26 protein-coding genes are annotated in these 24128 nt (G+C 50.2%); all 26 read left to right on the top strand.

From position 1 onward, the window contains the following. Window positions 1–47: 47 nt before the first annotated feature. Window positions 48–449, top strand: a complete 402-nt coding sequence (locus HP567_RS27615; protein WP_016741459.1) for a PaaI family thioesterase — start codon at window positions 48–50, stop codon at window positions 447–449. Then, entirely contained in the window at window positions 449–1234 is a 786-nt protein-coding gene (locus tag HP567_RS27610) for an enoyl-CoA hydratase-related protein (protein ID WP_173609892.1), read from the top strand. The genes HP567_RS27615 and HP567_RS27610 overlap by 1 nt, the downstream gene beginning before the upstream one ends. Window positions 1235–1290: 56 nt before the next feature. Beyond that, complete coding sequence (gene paaK, locus HP567_RS27605) at window positions 1291–2619, top strand: phenylacetate--CoA ligase PaaK (protein ID WP_173609893.1); 1329 nt, start codon at window positions 1291–1293, stop codon at window positions 2617–2619. A 33-nt stretch (window positions 2620–2652) separates the two neighbouring features. Beyond that, window positions 2653–3426, top strand: a complete 774-nt coding sequence (locus HP567_RS27600; RefSeq protein WP_173609894.1) for an enoyl-CoA hydratase-related protein — start codon at window positions 2653–2655, stop codon at window positions 3424–3426. 9 nt (window positions 3427–3435) lie between these two features. Next, window positions 3436–4215 (top strand): enoyl-CoA hydratase-related protein, encoded by a 780-nt coding sequence (locus tag HP567_RS27595; RefSeq protein WP_173609895.1) that lies wholly within the window; start codon window positions 3436–3438, stop codon window positions 4213–4215. 22 nt (window positions 4216–4237) lie between these two features. Beyond that, entirely contained in the window at window positions 4238–5095 is an 858-nt protein-coding gene (locus HP567_RS27590) for a 3-hydroxyacyl-CoA dehydrogenase family protein (RefSeq protein WP_173609896.1), read from the top strand. Beyond that, window positions 5079–5834, top strand: coding sequence for a 3-hydroxyacyl-CoA dehydrogenase family protein (locus tag HP567_RS27585; protein WP_173609897.1), 756 nt, complete (start codon window positions 5079–5081; stop codon window positions 5832–5834). The genes HP567_RS27590 and HP567_RS27585 overlap by 17 nt, the downstream gene beginning before the upstream one ends. Then, the gene (locus HP567_RS27580; protein WP_173609898.1) at window positions 5831–7030 is read left to right on the top strand and encodes a thiolase family protein; all 1200 of its coding nucleotides are present in this window, start codon (window positions 5831–5833) and stop codon (window positions 7028–7030) included. The genes HP567_RS27585 and HP567_RS27580 overlap by 4 nt, the downstream gene beginning before the upstream one ends. A gap of 33 nt (window positions 7031–7063) precedes the next feature. Beyond that, complete coding sequence (locus tag HP567_RS27575; RefSeq protein WP_173609899.1) at window positions 7064–8263, top strand: thiolase family protein; 1200 nt, start codon at window positions 7064–7066, stop codon at window positions 8261–8263. A 29-nt stretch (window positions 8264–8292) separates the two neighbouring features. Continuing rightward, window positions 8293–8718 (top strand): thioesterase family protein, encoded by a 426-nt coding sequence (locus tag HP567_RS27570; RefSeq protein WP_173609900.1) that lies wholly within the window; start codon window positions 8293–8295, stop codon window positions 8716–8718. A 169-nt stretch (window positions 8719–8887) separates the two neighbouring features. Next, window positions 8888–9715 carry a phenylacetic acid degradation operon negative regulatory protein PaaX gene (paaX, locus tag HP567_RS27565; protein WP_173609901.1) on the top strand — a complete coding sequence of 276 codons (828 nt, stop codon included), beginning with the start codon at window positions 8888–8890 and terminating at the stop codon, window positions 9713–9715. Between the two features lie 133 nt (window positions 9716–9848). Further along, window positions 9849–10727 carry a branched-chain amino acid ABC transporter permease gene (locus HP567_RS27560; protein WP_106656170.1) on the top strand — a complete coding sequence of 293 codons (879 nt, stop codon included), beginning with the start codon at window positions 9849–9851 and terminating at the stop codon, window positions 10725–10727. Continuing rightward, complete coding sequence (locus HP567_RS27555) at window positions 10724–11755, top strand: branched-chain amino acid ABC transporter permease (RefSeq protein ID WP_229088168.1); 1032 nt, start codon at window positions 10724–10726, stop codon at window positions 11753–11755. Before HP567_RS27560 ends, HP567_RS27555 begins: the two co-directional genes overlap by 4 nt. Beyond that, entirely contained in the window at window positions 11752–12513 is a 762-nt protein-coding gene (locus HP567_RS27550; RefSeq protein ID WP_173609902.1) for an ABC transporter ATP-binding protein, read from the top strand. Before HP567_RS27555 ends, HP567_RS27550 begins: the two co-directional genes overlap by 4 nt. Before the next feature lie 22 nt (window positions 12514–12535). Continuing rightward, window positions 12536–13279: an ABC transporter ATP-binding protein gene (locus HP567_RS27545; RefSeq protein WP_173610235.1), complete on the top strand. Its 744-nt coding sequence runs from the start codon at window positions 12536–12538 to the stop codon at window positions 13277–13279. Between the two features lie 51 nt (window positions 13280–13330). Next, the gene (locus HP567_RS27540; RefSeq protein WP_173609903.1) at window positions 13331–14518 is read left to right on the top strand and encodes an ABC transporter substrate-binding protein; all 1188 of its coding nucleotides are present in this window, start codon (window positions 13331–13333) and stop codon (window positions 14516–14518) included. Window positions 14519–14602: 84 nt separating this feature from the next. After that, on the top strand, window positions 14603–15430 hold the full coding sequence (locus HP567_RS27535) for a methyl-accepting chemotaxis protein (RefSeq protein ID WP_173609904.1): 828 nt from the start codon (window positions 14603–14605) through the stop codon (window positions 15428–15430). A gap of 115 nt (window positions 15431–15545) precedes the next feature. Beyond that, on the top strand, window positions 15546–16514 hold the full coding sequence (paaA, locus tag HP567_RS27530) for a 1,2-phenylacetyl-CoA epoxidase subunit PaaA (protein ID WP_173609905.1): 969 nt from the start codon (window positions 15546–15548) through the stop codon (window positions 16512–16514). Window positions 16515–16524: 10 nt separating this feature from the next. Then, window positions 16525–16857 carry a 1,2-phenylacetyl-CoA epoxidase subunit PaaB gene (paaB, locus tag HP567_RS27525; protein ID WP_015893218.1) on the top strand — a complete coding sequence of 111 codons (333 nt, stop codon included), beginning with the start codon at window positions 16525–16527 and terminating at the stop codon, window positions 16855–16857. Between the two features lie 17 nt (window positions 16858–16874). Then, window positions 16875–17708 carry a 1,2-phenylacetyl-CoA epoxidase subunit PaaC gene (paaC, locus tag HP567_RS27520; RefSeq protein ID WP_173609906.1) on the top strand — a complete coding sequence of 278 codons (834 nt, stop codon included), beginning with the start codon at window positions 16875–16877 and terminating at the stop codon, window positions 17706–17708. Window positions 17709–17725: 17 nt separating this feature from the next. Then, the gene (gene paaD / locus HP567_RS27515; protein WP_173609907.1) at window positions 17726–18229 is read left to right on the top strand and encodes a 1,2-phenylacetyl-CoA epoxidase subunit PaaD; all 504 of its coding nucleotides are present in this window, start codon (window positions 17726–17728) and stop codon (window positions 18227–18229) included. Window positions 18230–18253: 24 nt separating this feature from the next. Next, a complete protein-coding gene (locus tag HP567_RS27510) occupies window positions 18254–19696 on the top strand; it encodes an NAD-dependent succinate-semialdehyde dehydrogenase (RefSeq protein WP_173609908.1) in 1443 nt (480 codons plus the stop codon). 552 nt (window positions 19697–20248) lie between these two features. After that, window positions 20249–21121 carry a cytochrome c oxidase assembly protein gene (locus HP567_RS27505; RefSeq protein WP_173609909.1) on the top strand — a complete coding sequence of 291 codons (873 nt, stop codon included), beginning with the start codon at window positions 20249–20251 and terminating at the stop codon, window positions 21119–21121. Between the two features lie 43 nt (window positions 21122–21164). Beyond that, complete coding sequence (locus HP567_RS27500; RefSeq protein ID WP_007728156.1) at window positions 21165–21623, top strand: DUF420 domain-containing protein; 459 nt, start codon at window positions 21165–21167, stop codon at window positions 21621–21623. A gap of 96 nt (window positions 21624–21719) precedes the next feature. Beyond that, window positions 21720–22655, top strand: a complete 936-nt coding sequence (gene cyoE, locus HP567_RS27495; RefSeq protein ID WP_173609910.1) for a heme o synthase — start codon at window positions 21720–21722, stop codon at window positions 22653–22655. Window positions 22656–22777: 122 nt separating this feature from the next. Then, the gene (locus HP567_RS27490) at window positions 22778–23692 is read left to right on the top strand and encodes a COX15/CtaA family protein (RefSeq protein ID WP_173609911.1); all 915 of its coding nucleotides are present in this window, start codon (window positions 22778–22780) and stop codon (window positions 23690–23692) included. Window positions 23693–24128: the final 436 nt, after the last annotated feature.

Below are 24128 nucleotides of genomic sequence, written 5' to 3'. Positions count from 1 at the left end.
TTAGGCTCCTTTCACTGTTTCAAGACGATACGAGAAGGGGGGCAAAGATGTCAGTGGAGATCCGTAATCGATTCAACCACTACCTGGGCATAGAAGTCGTGCACCGAGATGAACAGGGCTGTAAGGTAGCACTGAAAATTCGCCCCGAGCTGTTCAATAGCATCGAAGGTGTCGTACACGGAGGCGTTACGGCGACATTAGCCGATGTGGCGATGGGGCATGGGGCAGCACCTCATGTGGATGGTGTACAGCAATGTGTGACGGTGGAGAGCAAGATTCAATACCTGCACCCTGCTCGCGGTGAGGTACTCGAGGCACAATCTCATGTATTGAAACAAGGAAAAAGCTTGATCGTGATGGAAGCACGCGTGACTTGTGATGGCAAGCTAGTGGCTTTTGCTACCGGCACGTATGCGCGAGTGAATCCGCCTGCACAAGGAGGACGTTGATGATGGAAGAGAGCGTTCGCTTTGAACGTGAAGGACATATAGGACTGATTACGTTAAATCGTCCAGATGAGCTGAATGCGCTGAACTACGAAACATTGGAGCGCCTGGGGAACTTGATTGAGCAGGTGCGTTTAGATGCAAAAGAGATTCGCGTGGTCATCGTAAAGGCAGAAGGGCGAGCATTTAGTGCAGGGGCAGATTTGAAGGAGCGCCGTACACTAACGGAACAGCAGGTGCGCCGCAATGTCCGCAAAATCCGTGATGTATTTACTGCGTTGGAGAGGCTTCCGCAGCCGACGATTGCCATGATCAACGGATTTGCTTTTGGCGGGGGATTTGAGCTTGCGCTGGCCTGTGATTTCCGCTATGCCGTCGCAGATGCCAAAATGGGACTGACAGAGGTGAGCTTGGGCATCATTCCTGGAGCGGGTGGTACGCAGCGGTTGTCTCGCTTGATTGGACCTTCCAAGGCAAAGGAGCTGATTCTGACTGCCAGACGCATCCAAGCACAGGAAGCGTATCAAATCGGTTTTGTAAATGCTGTTGCAAAAGATACAGAGGAACTGCGTGAGCTGGCAATGGGGCTTGCCAACGAGATTTTGGCAAATGCTCCGCTGGCGGTTTATCAGGCAAAATCAGCCATTGATCGCGGAAGCAGTGTTGATTTGCAGACAGGTCTCGATATCGAAGCCATGTGCTATGAAGTGATTATTCCTACGACAGATCGTCTGGAAGCATTGGAAGCCTTTCGTGAAAAGAGAAAACCGGTTTTTAAAGGCGAGTAACATTTTCAAATAAGCACTCCTACCGAGTCATAACGCAAGGGAATGAGGGAAGCGACATGATCTTTAATACAGAAATGGAAACGCTACCAAGAGAGAAAATGACGGAACTGCAATTGAAACGCTTGAAAGAAACGGTCAAACGCGTATACGAGCGCGTCCCTTTCCACACAAAAGCATTCAATGAGGCTGGTGTGAAACCGGAAGATATCCAATCGATGGAAGACATACAGAAGCTTCCATTCATGAAAAAGACTGATTTGCGAGAAAACTATCCATTCAATCTATTTGCAGTCGAAATGAAAGAAGTAGCACGTATTCACGGTTCTTCCGGGACGAAAGGAAAACCTACAGTTGTTGGCTACACAAAAAGAGACTTGGAGAATTGGGCCGAGATCGTGGCGCGCGCCATTTGCTGTGCGGGTGGAGAGCCGGGAGACATTTTCCATAACGCGTATGGCTACGGACTTTTTACAGGCGGCTTGGGTCTGCACAATGGCATCGAGCACATGGGCGCAGTCGCAGTGCCAGTATCCGGTGGCAATACCTCCCGTCAAATTACGTTGATCGAGGACTTCAAGCCACGTGGCATTGCAGCAACGCCATCCTACGTCCTTAACATCGTAGAAGAGATGAAAAAGCAAGGAATCGATCCACGTGAGACGAGTGTCAAATACGGGATTTTTGGTGCGGAGCCGTGGTCGGAAGAAATGCGCGTGCAATTGGAACATGAGCTCGACATTAAAGCGGTGGACATTTACGGGCTGAGCGAAGTGATGGGGCCAGGTGTTTCCATTGAATGTCATGAGGTCCAGGATGGTCTGCATATCGCAGAAGACCATTTTTACGCAGAAATTATCGATCCGAATACCGGGGAAGTGCTCCCATACGGACAAGAAGGCGAGCTCGTATTTACGTCACTGACGAAAGAAGCATTCCCGGTTGTCCGTTATCGCACAGGTGATATCGCTTCCCTCAATCCTGAGCCCTGTAAGTGCGGACGGACAACCATGCGGATGTCGCGCATCAAAGGGCGCGTAGATGACATGCTCATTATTCGCGGGGTCAATGTGTTCCCGACAGAGATCGAGTCCGTGTTGCTTACGTTCAACCAATTGGCTCCACACTACCAGGTCGTCATCGAACGCGACGGTGCCCTCGACCGATTTGAGGTGCACTGCGAGCTGACACCAGCATATGCAAAAGAGCTCAGTGGAAATGACAGCTCTGCTCTCTCGTCATTAGTAAAAGAAATTTGCCATCACATCAAAAATACGTTGGGTGTGTCCGTGGTACTGCGGGTGCAACCGCCAAATTTCTTGACGCGCAGCGAAGGCAAAGCGATACGAGTCGTGGATAACCGAAACAAATCACAGGCAGCTATGTAAACCAGCTCCTGTAAAAAAAGGGTGTGACAGTTCATGGCCTATGAATATATTAGCGTAGCCAGTGAAGATGGTGTCGGTATCATTACGCTGAATCGACCGAAGATTCTAAACGCACTGAATTTGCAGCTCGTCGACGAATTGGTTGACCAGCTGGAGCAAATGGACCGCGACCCGGATATTCGGGTGATCATCCTGACTGGCAACGCGAGGGCGTTCGCAGCGGGTGCTGACATTAATGAAATGGCGGAAGCATCAGCCATCGACATCATGAAGCGCAATCAGTTTGCGGTTTGGGATCGCATCTCACTCATCTCCAAGCCGATTATTGGTGCCGTCAGCGGCTTTGTGCTCGGTGGTGGCTGTGAATTAATGATGAACTGCGACATTGTGATCGCTTCGGAGACAGCCGTCATTGGTCAACCGGAAATCAAGCTGGGAGTCATGCCTGGGGCTGGTGGTACACAGCGTCTGACGCGTGTGGTAGGTGAGCGAAAAGCACTGGAGATGCTGCTCACAGGTGAACCGATTTCGGCCAAAGAAGCGTTGAAATACGGCCTGGTCAATCGGGTAGTGCCAGTGGAGGCGTACTATCAGGAAGCACTCAAGCTGGCGAAGCAAATCGCCCAACAGCCGCCGCTCGCGGTACAGGTCATCAAAAAAGCCGTGTACAAAGCTGGTGATCTCCCCCTTCAAGAGGGATTGGATTACGAGCGAAACAGCTTTTATCTTCTTTTGGCAAGCGAAGATCGAAAAGAAGGCATGCAAGCGTTTCTGGAGAAGCGCAAACCCCGTTTTACGGGACATTAGGAGGCGGTCATGTACGAAACGATTCTTTATGAAGTGTCAGAAGGCGTAGCAGTGTTGACGTTGAACCGTCCGGACAAATTTAATGCGTTTACAGCCGTCATGAACAAGGAAATCACCGATGCATTAAAGCAAGCCCAGAAAGATGCGGACGTGCGTTGCATCGTTCTTACCGGAGCTGGGCGGGCGTTCAATGCGGGTCAGGATCTTGGTGACGTTTCTGGAGAAGGAGATGTGGATTACGGTGGTTTCTTGCGGGATCGCTATAATCCCATGATCCTCCAGTTTCAAAAAACAGAGAAGCCAATCATCGCAGCGGTAAACGGGGTAGCGGCTGGTGCCGGCATGAGTGTTGCGCTGGCGTGCGATATTCGTCTGGCTTCGGAAAAGGCATCCTTCGTCAATGCTTTTGTCAACATCGGGCTCGTTCCTGATTCAGGAGGCTGCTACTTCTTGCCGCGCATCGTCGGGATCGGCAAGGCGTTGGAACTGGCGATGACGGGGGAAAAGGTTTCCGCTGAGGAAGCACTGCGAATTGGATTGGTCAATCAGGTGTACCCAGCGGAGAGCTTCATGGAAGATGCGTTGGCGTATGCGCGCAAGCTGGCATTACTGCCGACGAAGGGAATTGGTTTGATCAAGCGCACGATGTACAAAGGGCTTGAGCTGGGGTTGGAAGAGACCTTGGAATATGAAGCTTTTGCACAAGAAGCGGCTGGCAGCACAGCGGATCATAAAGAAGGGGTCACCGCTTTCATGGAAAAACGTGCGCCTCGTTTTACAGGCCGTTAGAGGCGAAGGGAGGCAAGCCCAAGTGAGTACGAAAACAGTAGGCGTCATCGGGGCGGGAACAATGGGAGCGGGAATCGCTCTCGTCTGTGCTCGCAAAGGACATCAGGTCATGCTGCTGGATGCAAATCAGGCGGTGCTGGACAAAGCGCTTGTCTATTTGGAATCGATCCTGACAAAAGACGTGGAGAAAAACAAAATCAGTGAACAAGAAATGACAGAGACGCTAGAGCTGGTCCATCTCGTATCGGAAATGGAGCAGTTGGCCGATTGCGATATCGTCATCGAAGCAGTGCCAGAGCGTCTTGATTTGAAAAAAAGCATTTTCAGCCAGCTTTCTGGGATTTGCAGAGAGGATGCCCTTTTACTAACGAATACTTCCTCTATCTCAATAACGGAGATTGCAGGAGGGCTTTCGCATCCCGAGCGCATTCTCGGATTTCATTTTTTCAATCCGGCACCCGTTATGCCTTTGGTTGAGGTAATTCGCGGGAAAAAATCGAGCGAGGAAAATGTGGAGGTGGCGTATCGATTTGCGCAAGAGTTGGGCAAGGTGCCTGTTCTGGTGACGGACACTCCTGGCTTTATCGTCAATCGCATCGCACGTCCTTATTATAATGAAGCATTGCGCATCCTGGGCGATCATGTGGCAGGTGTGGAGCAGATTGATCGGATTATGAAGCTGGCTGGCGGATTCAAAATGGGACCGTTTGAGCTGCAAGACATGATTGGCATCGACATCAATTTTGCCACCACCAAATCGGTCTATACCGACTTCTTCCATGAAGGACGATTTAAGCCTAGCCGGATTCAGCAACAAATGGTTCAATCCGGCAGCCTGGGCAGAAAGACGGGGGAAGGCTTCTATGACTACAACAAATAAAGCTGTATTGCTCGTGGGCACAAGCCCGCTGTACGCAGAGTTGAATGATTTGATGGTGGAAAGAGGCTATCAGGTGCTTACGCTTGCAGAAGCGATGGCGGAACCTGAGCTGGTTGAATTGGCTATAGAGGTAAATAGCATCGATATGCAGGCGAAGAAGAGGCAAATACGCGAGCTGGATGACCTATTGCCACCAAACGTACCGATCATCACGACTTCGCTCGCGATTACAGCAACAGAAGTAGCGTCCTGGACACAGCATCCTGAACGCGTTTGCGGATTTGGAACGCTCGTGCCCTTGGTTGAACGGGAGCTGATCGAGATTGCCCCTGCCTTGCAAACGGAGCTGGAAACGATTCAAGCAACGGAAGGCTTCTTTCAATCGCTCGGGAAAGCGACAGAAAACGTAAACGACGAGGTAGGTCTCGTGTTCCCACGCATTTTAACACTCATTATCAACGAGGCTGCCTTTACTCTGATGGAAAAAGCAGCAACCGCTACTGATATCGATATCGCAATGAAAAAAGGCACCAACTACCCATACGGCCCTCTCGAATGGGCAGATCGCATCGGGTTGGATGAGATTTTTGCGATATCGAGAGGCTTGCAACGCGACCTGGCCGAGGAACGCTATCGCACAGCGCCGCTATTACGAAAGCTGGTGCTGGCGGGGCGAGTCGGTGTACGCAGTGGGCAAGGCTTTTACACGTACGAGGACAAAGTGGGTGTAGAGGCATGAGCTTGATTAACAAGGAGGTGTACGTAGCAGCAGCAGTACGTACACCAATCGGCAAGCTGGGTGGAAGTCTGAAAAACACCCCTATCGACGACCTGACAGCCATTGTCTTGAATGGAGCGCTTGCGAAGGCAGGACAATCCGGTGAGATTGTCGATGGGGTCATCATGGGTAACGTCATATCGGCTGGACCGTTTATTAACATTGCACGCGTTGGTTTGTTGAAAGCAGGGCTTCCTGACACCATACCTGGATTGACTGTGAATCGGGTGTGTGCATCCGGGCTAGAGGCAGTCAATTTGGCTGCACAGTCCATCCAGGCAGGACATAGTCAGGTCATGCTGGCGGGCGGTGTAGAGAATTTGACTCGTTCACCGTACATCATGGAAAAATTCGAGCAGCCGTATCAACGCGGCGGACAGACGCTGATCGAGTCTTTTGGCGGACCTCGTTCTGCTCCTGTCTCGCTCTATGGCGATCTGACCATGGGAGATACAGCAGAAAACGTGGCGGAGCAATTCGGCATCAGTCGCGAGGATCAGGATCGTTTTGCAGCAGAGAGTCAGTCTCGGGCTATCAACGCGATAGATGCAGGTCTGTTCCGCGATGAGATCATTCCCATCACGTTAAAAGGGAAAAAAGGGGAAGAGACGCTGTTTGATACGGATGAATTCCCAAGAAGAGATTCTGGTGTGGAGTCATTGTCCAAGCTGCGACCTGCCTTCCGAAAAGATGGTAGCGTCACAGCAGGCAACTCCTCCGGTATCAATGATGGCGCAGCGGCTTTGCTCTTGATGAACGAAGAAATGCTGCAAAAGACAGGCGTCGCTCCTTTGGGGCGCATTGTTCATTTCGTCAGTGCTGGTGTTGATCCGCGCATCATGGGCATTGGTCCAGTATCTGCGATTCGCAAGCTGCTTGCCGAAACGAACATGACCGTCGAGCAAATCGACCTGTTTGAGTTAAATGAAGCTTTTGCTTCCCAGTCACTTGCTTGCATACGCGAGCTGGGGCTGGACCCTTTGAAAACCAATGTAAACGGTGGAGCAATCGCCTTGGGCCATCCGCTCGGAATGAGCGGTGCCCGCTTGGCAGGTACGATTCTTTTCGAGCTGAGACGTCGCCAAAAGAAATACGGAATCGTGTCGTTGTGCATAGGCGGCGGTCAAGGATTGGCCACGTTAGTAGAAGCGCTATAGAAAAAAGCCCTCGTGCATGAGAGGAGTGGAAGAATGAGTACACCTGTCATTATAGATGCTGTGCGCACGCCAATCGGCCGTATTGGTGGTGCGTTGAAGGATGTGCGCCCGGATGACCTGGGCGCATTGGTGATTCAAAAGTTGCTGGAACGAAACGCCATCGATCCGAAGACGATAGATGATGTCATCATGGGCTGTGCCAATCAGGCTGGGGAAGACAACCGCAACGTCGCGCGTATGTCACTTCTATTGGCGGGATTGCCTGTCGAGGTGCCGGGAGTGACAGTAAACCGTCTGTGCGGCTCAGGGCTGGAGGCTGTGAACCAAAGCGCGAATGCAATCAAAGCCGGAGCAGGTCACGTCTATATCGCGGGCGGGACAGAGAGCATGACACGCTCTCCGCTGGTGATGATGAAGCCTGGCACGGCTTTTCAGCGCGGTAATCAGCAGTTAGTCGATACGACGTTGGGCTGGCGATTGGTTAACGAAAAAATGAAAGAGATGTATCCGCCGATCAGTCTAGGAGAAACAGCGGAGAAGGTAGCGGAGCAATACGGCATAAGCCGCGAAGCGCAGGATGAGTTTGCTTTGCGCAGTCAGCAAAATTACGCACGTGCCTTGGCAGAAGGAAAGTGGGATGCCGAGATCGTTCCGGTAGAGCTGAAAGGGCGCAAAGGCGAGGTCACGCTGTTTGCTCAGGATGAGCATGCACGTCCAGAGACGACTATCGAACAGTTGCAAAAACTGAAACCAGCATTCCAAGCAGATGGTAGCGTCACAGCAGGCAACTCCAGCGGTCTAAACGATGGAGCCTGCGCTCTGCTCATCATGGAACAGGAAGCGGCTCTTGCGGCTGGCTTGAAGCCTCGTGCAAGAATCGTTGCCTCCGCAGTAGCAGGTGTTGATCCATCCGTGATGGGAATTGGGCCAGTACCTGCTACGCGAAAAGTACTGAAGCAGGCAGGCTTGTCACTTACGCAGATTGATCTGTTCGAATTCAACGAGGCTTTTGCGGCGCAGGCAGTGGCAAGCGTACGCGAGCTGGGGGTCAACCCTGATCTGGTCAACGTAAACGGCGGAGCGATTGCTTTGGGGCATCCGCTCGGGTGTAGCGGAGCGCGCATCCTTACTACTCTTTTGTATGAAATGGAGCGTCGGGATGCCCGTTACGGGTTGGCTGCGATGTGCATTGGAGTTGGGCAGGGGATTGCGACGATTATCGAGCGTGTGTAGCTTGGGCGCAGATAGGGAGGCAGATACTCTTGATAGATAGACTGCAGCCGGGTACGACGGAAGAATTTACTGTCACAGTGACAAAGGACATGCTGCCTGTTTTTGAAGGCCAAGTGGTGCACCCTGTGATGTCGACAGTCAGTATGATTTATTACATGGAATGGGCGGGAAGGCGCGTCATTTTGCCGTACCTGGAAGCTGATGAAGAGGGCTCGGGATTTGCTGTCGACATCAAGCATGTCGGACCAGCTGTGATTGGTCAGGAGGTCACGTTCCGGGCTACCTGTGTGCAGGTTACCGAAAAACGCGTAGTGTGCGAGGTTACGGCGGACACTACGCGCAATCGTGTAGGGCTCGGGACGTTCGTCCAGGCTATCTTCAAAAAGGATGAGATCAAGCGGCGTTTTGAGGCCTTGCAAGCTGAGATCAACGAGGAAGTACATGGGAAATCATAAATTTGACAGAATAAATTGACTCTTTTAAAATGTTTTACTATAATTACGTTTAAATAACGTTATATGATTTTATCGTCATATACTCTCGATCGATTCACGCACTTCCTACAGAATATGGTACAATTTCACACAGCATATAGGTATGAATCGATTTGGGGGTAGAAGAAACGTGAAGCCACAATCCATGCTTTTTACAATTTACGGTGAATACGTCCGCCATTATGGAAGCGAAATCTGGATTGGTAGTCTAACCAAGCTGATGGGGGAATTCGGACTGTCGGAGCCGGCTGTTCGTGCAGCGATCTCCCGGATGCTTCGCCAAGGCTGGCTGGAATCGCGAAAAGTAGGGAACCGCAGCTTCTACTCGGTATCTGAGCGCGGCAAAAAGCGGCTGGAAGAGGCAGCGGCACGTATTTATAAGGTCGAGACAGATGTGTGGGACGGGAAATGGTGCATTGCCAGCTACAATATCCCCGAGGAGCGTCGAGCGCTGCGTGATCAATTGCGCAAGGAGCTGGGCTGGATGGGCTTCGGGATGCTGACAACCAGCACATGGATCAGTCCGAATAATCTTAGTGATCGTGTGAAGGACCTGACGGAAGCGCACGAGATTACAGAGTATGTGGAGATCTTTACATCCGAGCATATGGGCTGGAGCAATCCGAAGCAGCTCGTGCAGAAATGCTGGGATATCGATGAAATCAATGAGAAGTACAAGGCCTTCATCGATGACTACCGAGAAGAATATGAGCAGCTTTCAGCAAAACTGGGCAATGGAGAAGAGGTTCCAGACAGCCATTGCTTCGTGGAAAAGACAAAGCTCGTCCACCAATACCGCAAGTTCTTGTTCATCGATCCTGATTTGCCGCAGGAATTGTTGCCAGAGCTGTGGTTGGGCAAAGAGGCGGATCAGTTGTTCCAAAATTACTACCAGCTATTAAATCCAGGGGCAGTACGATTCTTCGAGACCGTGTATGAAGCTGCGCCATCCGCATAGGCGAAAGCTGCGAAGGAAAGGCCCTAGCACGTCTAGGGTCTTTTTTCATAAATATTTTTCCATTATTTATAATGTAAGCGTTTTACTTGGGTGTAGTTTGGTGGACGCGAAACAAAGGGGGTACAGCACGAATATGACGGAATTGCTGCAGTACGTTGCAAACGGCCTCGTCAGTGGCGGGATTTACGCGATCGTAGCGGTTGGTTTCATCACGATTTACAACGTAAGCAAGGTGATCAATCTGGCGCAGGGTGAATTTTTGATGCTGGGCGGGATGGTTACAGTCGCCTTGATTGGCATGAATCTCCCGTATGGCTTGGCGGCATTGCTCGCGATCCTCATGGTCACCTTGATCGGTGTTTTGATGCAGAAATATGTAATCGCTTACGTCAAAAAGGCTAATCCGATTAGTTTGATTATTTTGACGATAGGAATCTCCACACTGATTCGTGGCATTGCCAGCTTCATTTGGGGAAAAGATGCGTTTGCACTCGAACCGATTACGAGCAATGAACCGATCTCAATCGGGGGCGTGATGATTGCACAACAAAGTATCTGGATTTTGGCCGCTGTTCTTATCATTCTTTTTTTACTGTGGTACTTGATGGACAAGACGATTCTCGGCAAAAAAATCAACGCCTGTTCGGTAAACCCGATGGCAGCTCGCTTGATGGGGATTAGCCCGACAAAGATGAGTATGCTGGCCTTTGCCATCAGTGGAGCGACAGGAGCGATAGCGGGAATCGTGATCGCGCCGCTTTCCGTAACGTCCTATGATATTGGTGTGTTGCTTGGAATCAAAGGCTTTTCCGCAGCCATTCTTGGCGGACTGGGAAATCCACTGGGGGCAGCCGTAGCCGCCTTTTTACTCGGGATTGTCGAGTCGCTGGGAGCTGGTTACATCAGCTCCGGTATGAAGGACGCGATCGCCTTTCTGGTGTTGATCGGCATGCTGTTGATCAAGCCATCCGGCATCTTTGGAGAACGCAGCGTTGGAAAAGGAGGGCTATGATGAAGCAGATCATCGATAAGTGGGGCAAAAGCATAGGAATCTACCTGTTTTTGATGATTCTTTTCCCATTCGTGATGCCAGATGAATACTATCGTTCTGTTGGAATTATTATCGGTCTTCAAGCAATCGTAACCATCGGGTTATGCCTCGTGATGGGGCTCGCGGGACAAATTTCGCTGGGACAAGCAGCATTTTGGGGGATAGGCGCCTATACCTCCGCAGTATTGACGACGAAGTACGGTCTACCCCCATTTATCGGCCTGATAGCTGCTGCGATTGTTCCAGGGTTATTCGCCTTTATCCTTGGGCGGGCGATAGCAGGGCTGCAAGGTTACTACCTTGCGATGGCGACACTCGCATTTGGCTACATCGTCCAGATCGGGATTACAGAGTGGGAGCCGGTCACAGGGGGAGCAAATGGGATGATCAGCATTCCGCAAATGACTTTCTTTGGTGGAAGCGAGCTATCCATGTACTTTCTGATTTGGGGAGTCGTCACCTGTGTGCTGCTCTTCTCACTTAATCTCTTGAATTCACGTGTCGGCAGAGCGTTTCGGGCGATTCACAAAAGTGAAATTGCCGCGACCTCCATGGGAATTGATGTCCGCAAGTTCAAGCTGAATGCCTTTGTGGTAAGCGGCATGTTCGCTGGTATTTCCGGCGGCCTGTACGCCCATTACATGGGAATTCTCGATCCGCAGCCGTTTGGACTGCACGAGTCGATCAAGTTTCTGACGATGGTCGTCATCGGCGGGATGACAAGCATCTGGGGCGCGTTGATCGGGACGATCCTGATTGGTTTTATCAGTGAAGCGCTGGTTCTCTTGAGTGAAGTGGTGCCAGGCTTGCAGGGAGATGTGGACACGATTGTATTCGGTGCGATTCTCGTGCTGTTCATCATGTTCATGCCAGAAGGATTGGTTCCGCGCATCCGGACTGCTTTCGAAAAAGGGCAGGCCAAAAAGGCGAAGGCCATGGCTGACGAAGTACAGCGAAAGCAGCAGGTGGAAAGGAAGGCTGCAACATGACAACACTTTTGGATGTGCAAAAGCTTTCTCGTGATTTTGGCGGCGTACGGGCAGTGAATCAAGTAGATTTTCAGGTGCGGGAAGGAGAGATTCTCGCGCTGATCGGTCCGAATGGCGCTGGAAAAAGCACGGTGCTCAACATGGTGTCAGGTGTGATCCCGCCTTCGGAAGGAGAGATTCGCTTTAGCAGCCAGCCGCTTACACGTGTGCAAGGCTATGAATATGCCGGATTGGGTATCACGCGAACCTTTCAAAACCTCCAGACCTTTGACGATATGACCGTCTTGGAAAACGTGATGGTCGGCATGCATACCAAGACTAGCGCGAGTCTCTTTTCCTGCGGCATGAATCTGGCAAAGTCCCGCAAGGAAGAGAAGATGATGCAGGAGCAGGCACAGACGTGGATAGAGAATGTAGGTCTGGCAGAGGAAGCGACCTCTTTGGCTGGGAGCTTGCCATACGGGAAGCTGCGGTTGATGGAGATTGCCCGCGCGATGGTAGCCAAACCACGGCTGCTCTTGTTGGACGAGCCTGCTGCGGGTCTGAATCATACCGAGACGGCAGAGATGAGCCGTATGTTTTGTGAGATTCGCGACAACGGAACGGCTATTTTGCTAGTGGAGCATGACATGGACATGATCATGACGATTGCAGACCGCATCGTTGTATTGGATCAAGGATCAAAAATCGCAGAAGGAACCCCACGTGAAATTCAGGAGAACCCGCGAGTGATTGCGGCGTATCTGGGTGCAGAATGAAGCGCGAAAGAGGTGGAACATGATGGGGAAGATAGTCCTTACAGTAGACAACATCACGGCTCGCTACGGCCCGGTAGAAGTGCTGCACGGCATTAACCTGCAGGTGAATGAGGGAGAAATCGTCTCCCTGTTAGGCGCAAATGGGGCGGGCAAAACAACGCTTTTGAACTGTATCTGCGGTCTGCACGGCGACAAGGAAGGCAAGATTTGGTTTCGTGACGCGGACATTACGCGTGTCCCTGCGGAGCTGGTGGTACCTCGGGGCATGGCGCATGTACCGGAGCGCAGACAAATTTTTTCCACGCTGACCGTGGAGGACAATTTGTGGCTGGGTGCCTCGCATCGGATGCCCAAGACGAGCAAAAAGGAAATTGCCAAAGAAATGGAGACGGTGTATGAACGTTTTCCCATTTTGGCAGAGCGCAAATGGCAGCTCGGAGGAACGCTTTCCGGAGGGCAGCAGCAGATGCTCGCCATTGGCAGAGCGCTCTTGTCTCGACCGCAGCTCCTCTTGTTGGACGAGCCTTCGCTAGGATTGGCTCCATTGATTGCCAAAGAAATCCTGACGATTGTGCAGGAGATTCGCTCGGAGTGGGGCACTACAGTGCTGTTGGTCGAGCAAAATGCTCGCGCAGCGCTCGCAATTTCCGACCGGGCATATGTACTCAGTACGGGAACCGTCATGCTGGAAGGGAAGGCAGACGAGATTAGCAATGACCCGCGTGTTCAATCTGCTTATTTGGGTAGCTCCCACGAAGCAGTGTAGCCAACATAGCAGTTTGATCAAGATCAACCACATACATGAGGGGGTACACCCATGAAAAAACGATCATTCAAGAATTGGTTATTACCAGCAGCAGTCGCTTCACTTGTTTTCTTAAGTGCCTGTGGAGGCGGCGCCACGCCAGCAGCAGAGTCGGGCACTGGTGGTGCCAGCAAGGACCCGATCAAGGTCGGCGCTATTTTCTCACTAACGGGTCCGAACAGTCCGCTCGGCGTACCGGAGAAGCAAGCGGTAGAGCTGTTGGTAAAAGAAATCAACGGCGCAGGCGGAGTAGATGGTCGACCGTTGGAAGTTATTTTTGAAGACGACAAGTCCGACAATACAGAAGCGGTAAAAGCGATCAAAAAACTCTCTTCGAAAGAAAAGGTCGTAGCTGTACTCGGCTCCTCAGGCAGTGGTCCGTCTCTCGGGATGGCTGAGTATGCTGCAGCAGAAAAGCTCCCGCTGATCTCAATGGCAGCGGCAGACCAAATCACCAATCCGGTTCGTGCAGGCATCTACAAAACACCGCACACGGACGTACACGGAACGAAGCGCATCTTCAAATATCTGAAGGAAAAAGGCATTACGAAAATTGCTACGCTCAATGACAGCAATCCATACGGAAGTGGCTGGACGACGCAATTGCAAAAATATGCGCCTGAATACGGCATCACGATTGTAGCTGAAGAAAAGTACGGCACAAAAGACCCGTCCATGAGCTCCCAATTGACCAAGATCAAAGGGACTGATGCGCAGGCTCTGATTGTGGCAGGTACGAACCCTGGACCTGCTACGATTGTGAAGGAAGCCAAGCAACTAAACCTCACTATTCCGATCATCAGCAGCCATGGCTCTGCGAACAGCAAATTCCTTGAACTGATTGGAGACGCGGGCGAGGGTGTCCTGATGGTAGCGGGAAAACTGCTCATTCCTGAACAAGTAGCGGCGGACGATCCGCAATCTGCCATCATCAAAAAATTCGTGGATGGCTATCAAGCTGCTTACAATACACAGCCAGACGGATTCGCGGGATATGGTTACGACGGCTTGAATCTGCTCGTGGAAGGCTTGAAGCAGGCAGGCGGCGACACATCCAAACTGGGCGAGGTATTGGAAAAGGTGAAATACGTAGGGGTAACCGGAGAATTCAAGTTCACGGCTGATGATCATAACGGTCTGACAGAAGACAGCATGATCATGGTTGAAGTGAAGGATGGAAAATTCCAGCTCGTTAAATAAGTGAAAAAAGTTCGTTCCCTCCGCGTTGTGAAAAAGAATGCGGGGGGAATCGTTGTTTTCATCACAAGGGTAGGAGGATCATGCATGTCTCAATTGCTGAATAGTGTCTTAATGGTCGCACCGATTTTACAAAAGGCATTTTTGTCCGAATGTATGGTAGGAGTCACTGACAAAGAGAAGTTTCTCGCTTATTATCCGGCACAGGGCTTGAACCTGGGGATTCGCGTAGGAGACGAATTGCGCCCGGGGAGTATCAATGCGACGGCGGTAAAAGAGGGCAAGCGGGTTGTAAAGAAGATTTCCAAAGAGCTGTACGGCATCCCTTATATCGCAGTCGGTTATCCGCTTGTGGAAAACGGGCAAGTGGTCGGTTGCTTGGCGACAGGCGTGACGACTGATCAAGAGGATCGCTTGCATGGCTTGGCTCAAAACTTGACGGACGCGCTGGAAAATATCGCTTCGCACACAGAAAGTCTGGCAAAGGATGCAGACCATTTGGCACAAGCGAGTCACACTTTGAGTGATGCAGCCGGTCAATTAGAGATGAAAATTGCAGAAACGACCCAGATCAACGAATTGATCCGGAATATCTCGACGCGCTCCAATGTACTCGGCTTGAATGCCGTCCTCGAAGCGGCACGTGCAGGGGCTGCTGGTCGCGGCTTTTCCGTGGTCGCAGAGGAAATCCGTCAGCTTTCCCAGACGACGGCTACTTCGGCGAAGGGTATTTTCCAACTATTGGATGAAATGAATGCACTCGTCGGAACGGTTACTGGCGAAATGGAGAAGACGATGAATCACAGTGTACAGCAGTCGACGCGAATACAGGAGCTGGATGCAGTCATGCAAGAGCTGCGACATATGGCCGAGCAGTTGAAAAAGACAGCAGAAATAACTGGGCGCGGGGAATAGGAGAGTCGCTATGTAAGCGTATTGCAAAAACGTATGACGTTATGTTATTATTGCGTTATAAAAACGTATTATAATTTTATCATAATGCATATCTGATAAAAGGAGGGCGTTCTCCATGCAAATGAGGCTCGAACATACCGATCTGACTGAAAACGAAAAGTTGGAAGCGTTTTTAGCGAGAATCGATCGCGGGGAAAAAATAGAGGCAGACGATTGGATGCCAGACGATTATCGCAACCAGTTGATCAAGCTGATTTCGATGCATGGCATCAGTGAGATCATGGGTGCCTTGCCGGAAAAAGAATGGGTACCAAAGGCGCCGACACTGCGCAGAAAGCTGGCGATTATGGCGAAGGTCCAGGACGAGATGGGGCATGGTCAATTGCTGCTTCGCGTCGCAGAAGACTTACTTGAGCCATTGGGAAAGACGCGCGAGGACATCATGAATGATTTGTTTACAAAAAGACTGAAATTTCACAATGTATTTCACATGGAAGCGCCTACCTGGGCTGATGCTGGTGTGATTGGCTGGCTGGTTGACGGAGCGGCTATCATTACGCAATCGATGTCCCTCGATACATCTTATGCACCTTATGCCCGCGCTCTGCATCGGATCTGTGCGGAGGAAAAGTTCCACGCCCAGCACGGGGAGAGCATCGTCTTGGAGTTGGCGGAAGGCACCGATGAACAGCGTCAAATGCTGCAAGATGCTATCCATCGTTGGTGGCCAGCGCTCTTGATGTTTTTCGGACCACCGGAAAACGGCAATATAACAAGCAATCAGGAAGCCAACATGCGTTACAAGATTCGTACACAGACCAATGAAGAATTGCGCCAAGTGTTCCTGAAAAAGTATTTGCCGCGTATTTTCCACCTTGGCTTCACAGTGCCAGACGATACGATTTACTTCGACGAGGCAGAAGACAAATGGGTCTACCAACAGCCTGACTGGGAAGAGTTCAAGCAAATCGTCAAGGGGAACGGACCTCGCTCCGCTCACCGTCTGAATCTTCGGGTAATGTCTTATGAGGAAACCAAATGGGTGCGCGATGCGATTATGTCGTACGGCCGACAAGTAGGGTAGGTGAATGTGGATGAGCAATGAAAACTTTTTCATATACGAAGTATTCAGCCAAAAAAGCGTAAATGCTCCGTTCGTCCAACAGTTCAGTTTGTTGGCACCCAATAAAGAAGTTGCCTTGAGCATGGCGAGGGAGAACTTCCTGCGCCGCGAGCCTTGTTTTAATTTGTGGGTAGTCAAGCGCGACGACATTTTTGGACTGCCGCCAGAGGAGCGTCCTTTCCTGGAAAGGCTCGACAACAAGAGCTATCGGGAGACCAAAGGATACGGCGACTTGCAGTCGAGATGGCGCCACCATCGCGAGCAGTACGAAGAAAAACAGAAGCATGCAGGCAACGGCAGTTAAGCAGGAGGGATACAATCATGGGCGACCGTTTACATGTAGAAACAGTGGAAGCAGCAAAACAAAACCCGGCATTCGCAAAAGCCTTGACCGACCTGTTGTTCCAGCTTGCTGATGACGATTTTATATTGGCTTATCGTGGATCGGAATGGCTTGGGCTGGCTCCGCATATTGAAGAAGATGTGGCCTTTTCATCAATGTCTCAAGACATGATGGGCCATGCCGTAATGTTTTATGAAATGCTTGAGCAGCTAGGGGTGGGCAAAGCAGACGATCTCGCACAGCTTCGCGAGGCGAAGGCGTTTTCCAATGCGATCCTGGTAGAGCGTAAAAACGGCGACGGCGAATACAACGATCATCCCCATTACGATTGGGCTTATGCGATTGTTCGCAGCTATGTTTATGGCTTATACAAGCAGGTTCGCTTGGAGGCACTTATGCAGTCGTCATACGCACCACTCGCGCTGGTCAGTCGCAAAATGATGACAGAGCATCGCTATCATCTGATGCACTGGCAAGTTTGGTTGAAGCAATTGGCGAACAGTACGGCTGATGCCCGTCAGAGGCTGGAGGCAGCCATTGCAAAAGTTTGGAAGGATGCCGGGGAGCTGCCTCATCTTGGACCAAACCAGGGTGATATCGTTCAATTTGGTCTTATTGCAGATGAAGAGCAACTGAAACAAAAATGGCTGACGCTGACCAAAGACATTTTCGAAAAAGCAGGACTCGACTGGCCGGGTGAGCCAGGAATGCCACAAGAGCGAGGCCGTCACGGTGAACACACTGCTGATCTCGTGCAGGCTTTGGCTACCTTGTCTGAAGTGTATCGCATTGATCCGGCTGCAGGCTGGTAAAAAGGAGTGATTCTCTCATGGCGCAAGAAGAACTGCAACTGCATGAAGGGCTTGAAGCGACATGCTGGGAACTGCTGCAGCAAGTAACGGATCCCGAAATTCCGGTGATCAGCATGGTGGAGATGGGGATGATTCACAAAGTGCGCGTCGAGGCAGACGTCGTTCACGTCGAGGTGCTCCCTACCTTTGTCGGCTGTCCGGCACTCGAGATCATGAAGAAGAACATCACAGAAAAGCTGGTGGAGGCAGAAGGAATCAATCAGGTTCAGGTCGTGTTTGTCTATGATCCAGCCTGGACATCTGATCGTATCGCCTTGGATGCTCGCGATAAGTTGAAAAGCTTTGGCATCGCGCCGCCACCGCTTGACTTTAAACCGGGAGACACATGGGAAGTAGCCTGTCCCTACTGTGATTCCCCCTATACACAAATAGAAAATTTGTTTGGTCCTGCTGCTTGTCGAAGTATTTTGTATTGCCGGCACTGCAAAAATCCGTTTGAGGCCCTAAAACCAATCTATTGAGAGAGATTGAGAGGAGCGAAAGTCATGGGAGAGTACAAGCAAATGTTTATTAATGGAGAATGGGTGAATGCTGAGAGTGGCGAGTCCATTCAGATTACGAATCCTGCTACAGGTGAAACAGTTGGAACTGTAACCTTCGGCGATGGTCGCGATGCCAACAAGGCCATTGATGCCGCTCATCAGGCGTTTGCCAGCTGGTCTCGACTGACTGCTCGCGAGCGCGCCAAATATTTGTACAACTTGTCCGAGCTGGTGAAAAACAATCGGGATGAACTGGCGGGCATCATTTCTGCTGAAATGGGCAAGCCTTTGGGCGAGGCAAAAGGCGAAGTGCTGGGAGCCGCAGATAACTTTGTCTGGTACGCAGAAGAGGCCAAGCGTGTCAACGGAGAAACGATCCCATCCTCGGTTCCGAACAAGCGTATCATGGTGCTGCGTCAGCCTGTAGGGGTAGTAGGGGCGATTACCCCATGGAACTTCCCGGTGAACATGGTTGCACGGAAGATCGCTCCGGCTTTGGCTGCGGGCTGCACGGTGGTTTTAAAGCCAGCAGAAAGCACACCGCTGTCTGCGATTCGCATGTTTGAGCTGATTGAGCAGGCTGGCTTTCCAAAAGGCGTCGTAAATCTCGTCATTGGAAATCCGGAATCGATTGGGAAGGAGTTCATCGACAATCCGAAGCTCTCCAAAATCGGATTTACAGGCTCCACTCGTGTCGGCAAGCTGCTGATGGAGGGCGCGGCGAAGCAAGTGAAGCGCGTCAGCATGGAGCTTGGTGGTCACGCACCTTTCATCGTATTCCCGGATGCCGATCTGGATGCAGCCGTAAAAGGTCTGTTTGAGAGCAAGTTCCGCAACTCCGGTCAAATGTGCATTTGCACGAACCGCCTGTATGTCCATGAGGATGTCGCAGATTCGTTTACAGAAAAGCTGGTAGAGCGTCTGAAGCGTGCAAAGGTAGGGGATGGCCGCCAGAAAGAGACGGAGATCGGTCCACTTGTAAATGAGCGTGCCTTGAACAAGGTGCTCGAGCATATCGAAGACGCCAAAGACAAAGGCGGGCAAGTGGTATACGGCGGAAATCGTTTGGTTGAAGGTGATTATGCAAAGGGCTTCTATTGCGAACCGACTTTGATTGCTGGCGTTACAACGGATATGAAAATCTCCTTTGAGGAAACATTCGGTCCTGTCGTTCCACTCGTACGTTTTACAGAAGAAGCGGATGTCGTACAGATGGCAAACGATACACGTTACGGCTTGGCTGCTTATGTGTACACGCGCGATAATCAACGTTGCTTCCGCATGGCTGAGCTCCTCGAATACGGAATCGTTGGAATCAATGACGGATCGCCAACCCAGACACAAGCACCGTTTGGCGGTTTCAAGGAAAGCGGAATCGGCCGTGAGGGTGGCCGCTACGGAATGGATGAGTATTTGGAGACGAAGTTCGTTTCCTTTGGTTTGTAAGATAAGAAGAGAAGAAGAGTTCAGACAAGATCTGGACTCTTCTTTATTTTCATATGGGAAAGATTTTAAAACGTACCGATGAACAAACAAAGCTGGTGAGAAGAAAAAGCACAGGGCTCGTAGACCTTGACAACGCCTACCCAGTCGGAACTTCCAAAAGAGGACCACGCTTATCGAACACTTCTTCCCTGAGAAACTTCCGCCCGTAGGGTGGCTTTGGCTCGACGGTCCCCTTTTGGAAGTGGAGACGGACAGTATATCCCCCTTGCGGGCGTGTCAGTGTCGGAGAGAACTGTGCTTTTTCTTCTCCTCCACCATGATGACTCAATTCACAATAGGTTTTATGTGAATTTTTCGAATTGTATTGTTCAACACTTTGTTCATTTTTATCTTCAAAGAAAAAGGGAATAAACGGTATAATGGAGATTGGATCAAGGGCAATATTTAATAGATAAAAATTGGTATTTCATATTGACACAAAATCTACATATGACGACGCCAAGTGAGAGTGGCATCGTCCAAGATTTCACATTCGGAAGGGAGGATATAAACTTGGGAAATGCACATCAAATGCACGAGATGTCACCGACTACCGGATCAGCAACCTTTTCGGATTTATGGAGTCCGGATGTGATGCTTCTATCGTTGCTTGTGACTACTGTCTACTTTCTCGTAACAGGTCCCATGCATAAACGTTTTGAAAACGCTACACCGGCGACTGGCAAGCAAAGATTGCTTTTTGTGTTGGCAATCGTGTTGTTTTACATTGCACAAGGAAGCCCTATCAGTTATTACGGCCATCATTACATGTTTAGTTTACACATGCTCCAACAATCGATCTTGTACTTTGCTCTGCCACCGCTCATGCTTCTGGCAATGCCTGAATGGCTTTTGGCCAAGATTTTCCGTCCGAAAGCGCTGAAGCTCATCCTAAACTCTTTGACACATCCGTTAGTGGCAGCGCTGTTGTTCAACTCCCTGTTTTCGTTTTACCATGTTCCGTTTATTTTTGATGCCGTCGCGATCAACCATGAGTGGATGACGTTTTATCATGTCATTCTCGTGATTGCCGCATTTGCAATGTGGTGGCCAATTGTGAGTCCGTTGTCTGATAACAAGCGACAACTGGCCGGATTGAAAAAACTGTCGTACGTTTTTGCAAACGGTGTCTTGATCACGCCAGCCTGTGCGCTGATTATTTTTGCCTCGGAACCGCTGTACGCTACGTATATAGCTGCTCCACAACTATTCCAGAGCCTTGACGCGTTTAATGATCAGCGTCTTGGCGGGATCATTATGAAGCTGGTACAGGAGCTTGTTTACGGCTGTGTGCTGGCCTATGTGTTCTACCATTGGTACAAGGCAGAGAAGCAGGACGACCTGCCGATGGATCAATCTTTCGGTGCTGAAAAGCCGACTTTTTAAATATGTGCGAACAGCAGAAACGTTTGTTGAATGAGGTGAAAAAATGGGGCTTATATTGCCTACAGTAAGTACGGCTTTTATCGTCATTAGCGGAATTCTCGTTGCGATTGGCTGGTACGCCATTGCGAAAAAGCAAGTAGAAAAGCATATGAAGATTATGAAATGGGCTGCGATCTGTGCCACGATCTTCTTTATCACTTATGTTTCCAGAACGGCTTTTATTGGAAACACGCATTTTGGCGGACCTGACAGCATCAAACCAATCTATCAGACGTTCTTGTTCTTCCACATCGTCCTGGCAACAGTAGGTGGTGTGATGGGTCTGATTACACTCAGGTACGCTTACACGAAAAACTATGCTTCTCATCGGAAGATCGGTCCTTGGACGTCCATTGTCTGGTTTGTCACTTCGATTACAGGAGCTGCGGTTTATCTGCTGCTGTACTGGATTTATCCAGGTGGCGAGACCTCTGGCGTGCTGGATGTAATTTTTGGTAAGTGATCGTTTTAGTAGTTTTTGGGGCATTGGATACAATGTAGGTAGTTTATCCAGTCATGATTCGGATGTTCAGATAGAAGGAAACAGGAGGTACAAAACGTGGACCAGCAAATAACCGTGCAGGAATCGCTTGATGCCGATGCTTCTTTGCAGACACAGCCGGTAGGGCCAGCTACCTTTCGGGATTACGTACAACTGACGAAGCCCGGCATTACCCTGTCAAACTTGATGACCACTTTTGCTGCTTTATGGTTAGCGTCCTACGGTTATCCGAACTGGAAACTGGCTTTTTTCACCATGCTGGGAACGGCTTTGGTCATTATGTCGGGGGCGGCTTTAAATAATTTCTACGACCGAGATCTGGACAAAAAAATGAAGCGGACTCAACATCGGGCGGTAGCAACCGGAAGAATTTCTGCACGTAGCGCGATCCTCTTGGGAATTGGTCTGCTGTTGGCAGGAGTTACTGTGTTGGCTGTATATGCGAATCCTTTGGCGGCGGTTTGGGGATTGATCGGTCACATTTTTTACGTGCTGATTTACACGCCGTTGAAACGAGTGACAACTCTCAATACGGTGATTGGCGGTATTTCAGGTGCAGCTCCTCCGGTAATTGGGTGGGTAGCAGTAACAGAGACCATGGACATGACTGCATGGATGTTATTCCTGGTTTTGTTCTTGTGGCAGCCTCCCCATTTTTTGGCGTTGGCCATGTTGAAAACAGAAGAATACCGTGCAGGTAATCTGCCGATGCTACCGGTAGTAAAAGGCTTTGCCGAGACCAAGCGACAGATGGTGCTATGGGGTTCGGTGTTGCTCCCGGCTTCTTTGCTGCTGTTTGTCCATGCTAGTCTAGGCTATGTGTATTTGCTCGTCATGGGTGTGATGGGGATTGTGTACATGGTTTTGCTTTTCCAAGGGTTCAAAACCAAGGATGATCTTGCATGGGCACGCAAACTGTTCGGGTATTCCATCCTTTATTTGACAGTGTTTTGTGCAGCGATCGTCATCAGTACCATGGTCAACTATTATTGACACGAAACACTCACTAAATGTTCACGGAACATCCCTTGCTTAGCAGGGGATGTTTCATTATCGTAAAAGAGGACATAGAACGAGGTGTTGTTTGATCCTCACAAGAAACAGGGTGACTTACTATGGGAAAATGGCTGAAGCCATTAGCTTTTCTTGCTACCTTGATCATGTTTATCGTGATGGTAGCCGGTTCGCTTGTTACAAAGACAGATTCAGCACTCGGCTGTGGAAATGACTGGCCGCTGTGCAACGGTAAATGGGTTCCTGAATACACGTTGGCATCCATTATTGAATATTCTCATCGCCTGATTACGGGTGTTGCCGGTATTGTTGTCGCGATTTTTTCTGTACTTTGCTGGCGTTATTACAAAGACAACCAAGAAGTTCGCAATCTCGCTATTTTTGGTTTGTTTTTCATCGTAGTGGAGTCCATTCTCGGCGCTTCTGCCGTCATTTGGCCACAGTCCTCATCTGTTTTGGCTCTGCACTTCGGATTCTCCTTGCTTGCTTATTCAGGCGTGTTCCTGTTGAGTATGTTTGTTTATCAGCGAGAAAAAACGCAAAGTCTGGTGAAAACGACCGTCTCAAAAGGCTTCCGCAACTGGATGTGGTTCGTCGCTATTTATACGTACGCTGTCGTTTATCTCGGAGCGTATGTCAGACATACGGGTTCAAGTTTGGCATGCAGTGACTGGCCTCTGTGTCAGGGACAGGTCATCCCAGAGTTGTACGGACAGACCGGTATTCATTTTGCCCACAGAATCGCTGCGATGGTGTTGGGATTCTTGCTGTTGGGGACAATGATTTACTGTATACGTCATTTCAAGGAAAAACGGCGTGACTTGTACGGTGCAAGTATCCTGAGCTTTATTCTTTGCGTTGCGCAGGTGTTCAGCGGCGGCTTCGTGATTATTTACAAACTTCACCTGTACGCTACGCTGACTCACTCGATGATTATCACGATCTTGTTTGGGATCATCAGCTACATGTGTTTGCAGACATTGAAGTCACCGACAAATGAAAAGCTGCGCTCCTGATTCGTGGGAGTGCGGCTTTTTATTATGTAGCTGTAGTGGTGGGGAAGAAACGCATTTCCAGTCTACGCTTCGGCCTACGCCCCGCAAGGAGATTCACTGTCCGCTCCGATATGAATGGCAGGAGCGCTTCAAACGTTGAAGTTTCGAGGAAGGATCTCATAAGTGAAGCTGAAATTCCCTGCCATTCATTTCTACGCTAGGTAGGGCTCCAGAGGCGCTTGGACTGGAAATGCACTTCTTCCTAAGTGACCTTTTATTAAAAATCTTGCGAGTAAATTCAAGAAGCTACCTGCCCTACTTTCACAATGATGTAAAAGCATCGGATCAGGTACACAGCTGTTGGAAGTCCTGTCACATGTTCGGAAGGAGACCGCCCGAACGCAGAGAGGAAAAAGGCGACTGGAGAACATGTGGCAGGGCTTCGCCCCCATCACAA

This window comes from Brevibacillus sp. M2.1A, assembly GCF_013284355.2.
GTDB lineage: Bacteria > Bacillota > Bacilli > Brevibacillales > Brevibacillaceae > Brevibacillus.
This window is presented reverse-complemented; position numbering and strand designations above follow the sequence as displayed.